Source organism: Psychrobacter sp. C 20.9 (assembly GCF_001921765.1).
Lineage (GTDB): Bacteria > Pseudomonadota > Gammaproteobacteria > Pseudomonadales > Moraxellaceae > Psychrobacter > Psychrobacter piscatorii_B.
This window is the reverse complement of the sequence record NZ_MRYC01000032.1, coordinates 1-4998: the sequence shown is the minus strand read 5'-3', so window position 1 is coordinate 4998 and position 4998 is coordinate 1. Positions and strand designations below refer to the sequence as shown.

Annotated in this window: 5 protein-coding genes; 4 read left to right on the top strand and 1 reads right to left on the bottom strand. The window is 40.9% G+C overall.

Annotated features, from left to right (window positions below; translation table 11 throughout):
• Positions 1 to 411: 411 nt before the first annotated feature.
• The 4 genes from BTW00_RS13655 (at position 412) to BTW00_RS13645 (ending at position 4186) form a co-directional block, all read left to right on the top strand.
• Positions 412 to 1065 carry a hypothetical protein gene (locus BTW00_RS13655; RefSeq protein ID WP_256714085.1) on the top strand — a complete coding sequence of 218 codons (654 nt, stop codon included), beginning with the start codon at positions 412 to 414 and terminating at the stop codon, positions 1063 to 1065.
• The gene (locus tag BTW00_RS14330; RefSeq protein ID WP_256714084.1) at positions 1034 to 1270 is read left to right on the top strand and encodes a hypothetical protein; all 237 of its coding nucleotides are present in this window, start codon (positions 1034 to 1036) and stop codon (positions 1268 to 1270) included. The genes BTW00_RS13655 and BTW00_RS14330 overlap by 32 nt, the downstream gene beginning before the upstream one ends.
• A 231-nt stretch (positions 1271 to 1501) precedes the next feature.
• Positions 1502 to 3601: a methionine--tRNA ligase gene (gene metG, locus BTW00_RS13650; RefSeq protein WP_075107863.1), complete on the top strand. Its 2100-nt coding sequence runs from the start codon at positions 1502 to 1504 to the stop codon at positions 3599 to 3601.
• Between the two features lie 18 nt (positions 3602 to 3619).
• On the top strand, positions 3620 to 4186 hold the full coding sequence (locus BTW00_RS13645) for a DUF2441 domain-containing protein (protein ID WP_075107862.1): 567 nt from the start codon (positions 3620 to 3622) through the stop codon (positions 4184 to 4186).
• Between the two features lie 92 nt (positions 4187 to 4278).
• Here the strand turns inward: BTW00_RS13645 and BTW00_RS13640 are convergent, their stop codons facing one another.
• Positions 4279 to 4683 (bottom strand): hypothetical protein, encoded by a 405-nt coding sequence (locus BTW00_RS13640; protein ID WP_075107861.1) that lies wholly within the window; start codon positions 4681 to 4683, stop codon positions 4279 to 4281.
• Positions 4684 to 4998 lie beyond the last annotated feature (315 nt).

Here is a 4998-nt window from a genome sequence, read left to right as displayed (position 1 = left end):
TGTTTTCCTATTTTCATAGCTATGTTATAGCTTGCCATCAATTTCGCACTTTTGCCATCAATTTCGCATCATTACAATTAACGTCCATTATCTATCATGATTTATTTATTGTGCCAATCAATAGCGCATTGACTGTTTTAAATTTAAATCAATACATATTATATCGATATATCATGTATAAAATACTTATGCTAACTTAACATATTATTTTCGTAGCGCCTAGTTGCTTAGTGATTAGAAAATAACCCCAAGAGGACGCGAGTCAACAAAGTATTCCTTATCCTTCAGTAATATCTCAACTGGATTTATGTTTAATAAAATACAATAAATAAGGTTTTTTGATTAATTTTATTGACCTACATCGATAAGCGCGACATACACGCTGTCTTAATTTTGCCAAGGAGGGCTATCATGTTTAGTAAATTTGCGATTGTCATTACCCTATTATTACTCATGTTTTTTGCTTATCGCGGTTATTCTGTGCTGATCTTAGCACCGATTATGGCGACGCTAGCAGTCTTACTATCAGGTGATTTTTTAAACACCATCCCCGCTTATACCGATGTCTTTATGGGCGCGTTAAGTGGGTTCTTACTCAAATTCTTCCCTATATTCTTGCTAGGGGCACTGTTTGGGCGTTTGATGGCAGACTCCGGTGCGGCAACTGCCATTGCCAATACCGTCGTCGAAAAGCTCGGTGCCAGCAAGGCCATTCTTGCGGTGATTTTGGTCTGTGCTATTTTGACCTATGGCGGCGTCTCGTTGTTCGTTGTGGCTTTTGCTATTTATCCAATCGCCAAGGACTTGTTCAGAGCAGCCGATATTCCAAAACGTTTGATTCCAGCAGCGAATGCCCTAGGGTCATTTACATTTACAATGACTGCACTGCCAGGCACGCCAGCCATCCAAAACGCTATTCCAATTCCTTACTACAACACCAACGTATTTGCCACGCCTATTTTGGGTATCATTGGCGGTACGATCATGTTTATCTGTGGTTGGTTGTGGCTTCAGTCACGTGCGAGGAAAGCAAATGCAGCGGGGGGAAGGTTATGGTCAGCATGATGAAGAGGATGTAGGCGGCGTTGGAGCGGCTGCAAAAAAAGCTGAGATATTAAACACTCATCACACTTCATTCACCGTTGCCATGATTCCGCTGATATTGGTCATTGGCTTGAACGCTATATTGACCTATGTGGTTTTCCCATCGATAGATTTCAGTAGTCTAAAAACTCAATTCCCAGATGGGTTTTTTATGGCTGGTTTATGACCATCAACATGCGGTGTGAACCTATCGTTCATGGCTAATAAATGCTTGCCAGATGAGAAGTAATTACCAAGGAATATCACAAAATTATCTGAATTACGGTATCATAGGCACACTTTTTGATTTTTTATTATTTTTAGAAGTTTTTAGCATTAACGATGTCGCATCGATGAGCGATGAGCCGCTTAAGATGTTCGATAACTAACCCGTTTATATAAAAATATAGGTGATTTTGTGCGTGAGATTTTAGTAACCAGTGCGCTGCCCTACGCCAATGGCTACATCCATTTGGGGCATCTTGTAGAATATATTCAGACCGACATTTGGGTACGTGCGATGAAAGCGCAAGGCCATCAGGTCACCTATGTCTGCGCGGATGATGCACACGGTACGGCCATCATGCTAAAAGCAGAAGCCAATGGCGTCACGCCAGAGGAGCAAATTGCCTCAGTCAAAGCCTCACACGAAGCGGATTTTTCAAAGTTCCTGATCAATTTTGATAATTATCACAGCACTCATTCAGAAGAAAACAAACAGTTCTCTGAGCTGATTTATCGTCGTCTAAATGAGGCTGGTCATATCAGTACAAAAGATGTCGAGCAGCTATTTGATCCTGAAAAGCAATTGTTTTTAGCCGATCGTTTTGTCAAAGGCACTTGCCCTGAGTGTGACTCACCAGATCAATATGGTGATAACTGCGAAGTATGCGGTACCACTTATGATGCAACAGATCTAAAAGACCCGCATTCGACATTGTCTGATGCAACGCCTGTGCTTAAAACTTCTAAGCATTATTTCTTTGATTTGCCAGAGTTTGAGCAGTTCTTACAGGACTGGACGCGCAGTGACAATCGCTTGCAAACCTCAGTGGCTAATAAATTGCAAGAATGGTTTGAGGCAGGACTTGCCAGCTGGGATATCTCGCGCGATGCGCCCTATTTCGGTTTTCAGATTCCAGATACCCCAAGCGATGAGCCAGACAAATATTTTTATGTCTGGCTTGATGCGCCAGTGGGCTACATGGCAAGCTTTAAAAACCTATGTGATAAGCGTGCGGGAACAGAGCAAGCGCTTGATTTTGACCGCTACTGGGCACAAGAAAACGAGCACAAAACTGAAGTTTATCACTTCATCGGTAAAGACATCGTGTATTTCCATGCACTGTTTTGGCCTGCCATGCTAGCCGGTAGTGAATTCCGCACGCCAACGGGCGTCTTTGCCCATGGCTTCTTGATGGTCAATGGCGAAAAAATGAGTAAGTCACGCGGCACTTTCATCAAGGCCGAGACTTATGCTGAGCATTTGCACCCTGAATACTTACGTTATTACTTCGCCAGCAAACTGTCTGACAAAGTCGAAGATATCAACCTTGATTTAGAAGACTTTATGCAAAAGGTCAACTCTGACTTGGTCGGCAAAGTGGTCAATATCGCTAGTCGTAGTGCAGGATTCTTGGTTAAAAAGTACGACGGTATACTGTCTGACACTTGCGCTGAACCGCGCCTATTAGAAGACATTACCAAAACGGGCGATGAGATTGCTGCTGCTTACGAAAATCGTGAATTTTCACGCGCTATGCGCCTCATCATGCAGTGCGCGGATAAAGCCAACGAATATATTGATGCCAAAAAGCCATGGTCGCTCGCGAAATTGGAAGGCACTGAGCAAGAAGTTCAAGACGTCTGCTCGGTCGCTATCAACATCTTCCGTCAGTTGATGGTCTATCTGGCACCAGTATTGCCTGAGCTGACAGCAAATGCGAAAGAGTTTTTGAACATTGACGATTTAAGCTTTGCCAGTCGTAATGGGTGGTTATTAGGCCATAAAATCAATAAATTCAAGCCACTGATGCAACGTATCGAAGAAAAAGATATTGAAGCTATGGTAGAAGATTCTAAAGCATCATTAGTTCAAGCTGATACGCCTGCTGTGACCGAAAATAACAAGCCTGCCGCAAAAGACAAATCACCTGCAATAGACGCTAATACTGATGCCGAGCAAACGGATTATATTGGTATTGAAGACTTTGCTAAGGTTGAGATGAAAGTCGCTAAAGTGCTTGAGTGCAATCACGTAGAAGGCGCGGACAAGCTGCTACAGTTCACACTAGATGTCGGCGAAGAAAAGCCACGCAACGTGTTTAGCGGCATTCGTAAGTTCTATGAGCCTGAGCAACTGACGGGTAAGAAAGTCATTTGCGTGACCAACCTTGCCCCGCGCAAGATGAAATTTGGCATCTCTGAGGGCATGATTTTGTCATCAGGCGATCCAAAAACTCAGCTAACGGTCGTTACGCTACCTGATAACTGTGTCATTGGTGATGTACTCGCATAAAAATAAAAGGGTTTGATTTTGCCACGGTTTTATACAGTTGATCGTTCTAATAATATAAATCAAGATATGGTTTTTTCACTCCAAAAAAACTATACTGACTATGAAATATGGACTGTTCAAGATATTTATAGCGAAAGAGATGTCATTACTAGAATAGATCAGCTTTACTCTGAAGGTTTATCTGAACATGGAATTCAGTATTTGATAAAGTATGGAATTGTTCTTTTTCAGGAAGGAACAAGAAGTCCATTACCAATAACATATACACAGCCAATGATTGAAGCAATATTTGAGCTCATCCGTCAAAGTGAGTTCCCTCAACTTCCTTCTCGTATGCAGTCGATGTTTGCATGGTGTAATTTAAGTGATGCAAGAGAGTTTAATTCTTCTTTAGGTGACAAGCATTCTATATTCGAGGTAGAAAGCGAGAATGCTTTTATAGCAGATCAAAGATTGCTTTACTTAGGTGGCTCTGTTATTGGTGCGTATGAAATGGCTCGTAAGTACTGGTCAGGTCACAGAAGTAATAACTACAAATTAGAGGCTGTCATTCCTTTGCCTGCCATTATTGGTAATAAAATATAGATATTATTATTAATATCATTTCAGAAAAGATACCCTAGTGGCATCTTTTTTTATTATCAAATTAGCAAATGAACAAAAATCAAGCTTTATACTTATCTACTTAAAACATCAATAATTTCCAACGTGTTGTTAATCACTGTCACAATCTTATTGTCTGGCGTACGGATACGCTCGTAACGGTCATCATAACGGTCTAAAATAACAGAACGATCGTAATCCCTTCTATCAATCTTGCCGACTACTCTATAACCGTATTTATCAAGGTCACGCTTGAATGAGGCGTTAGGGCTAGCATTGCGATACGCATTAATATTAGGGTGGGCATTACCGTTATTTTGATAACTGTTATGGTTGTAATCTTTACTAATGTGAGCTGAGTTACTTTTGCCATGACCGTGCCCATTACCATGATTGTCTTTTGCCATAGCAGGCAGGCAAATCAATGAGCTTGCCGTAATGCCAGCGATGGTTAATAACTTTAAATTAGCCGTATTCATAATGTTATCCTTAAAATATGCGTTTGAATAATAGTAATGAGATATCTAAGTGCGTTGCATATTCAACACGTCAACATAGTAATGATATGGATTTTGGACGTACTCTACTTCTCATATAAAAAATTTTTATATAAACATTAGCTTACGTTAATTATGAAGTGGGTTCGTAATAGATGCGTTGCTAGCTTGTACGCTTTTTGCCTGTCTGTGTATTGGCTAAAAAAAGAGCCCATCCCAGATTCTGTGTAACTGCCGTTTAGATTAAATGCTTGCTGATACGGTCATCAAACATAATCATAAAGCGATTTAAAGCAG

Bases quoted from the DNA above. Each gene is read 5' to 3' on its own strand.
- BTW00_RS13655 (WP_256714085.1), top strand. From the start codon at position 412: ATGTTTAGTAAATTTGCGATTGTCATTACCCTATTATTACTCATGTTT.
- BTW00_RS14330 (WP_256714084.1), top strand. From the start codon at position 1,034: ATGCAGCGGGGGGAAGGTTATGGTCAGCATGATGAAGAGGATGTAGGC.
- BTW00_RS13640 (WP_075107861.1), bottom strand. From the start codon at position 4,683: ATGAATACGGCTAATTTAAAGTTATTAACCATCGCTGGCATTACGGCA.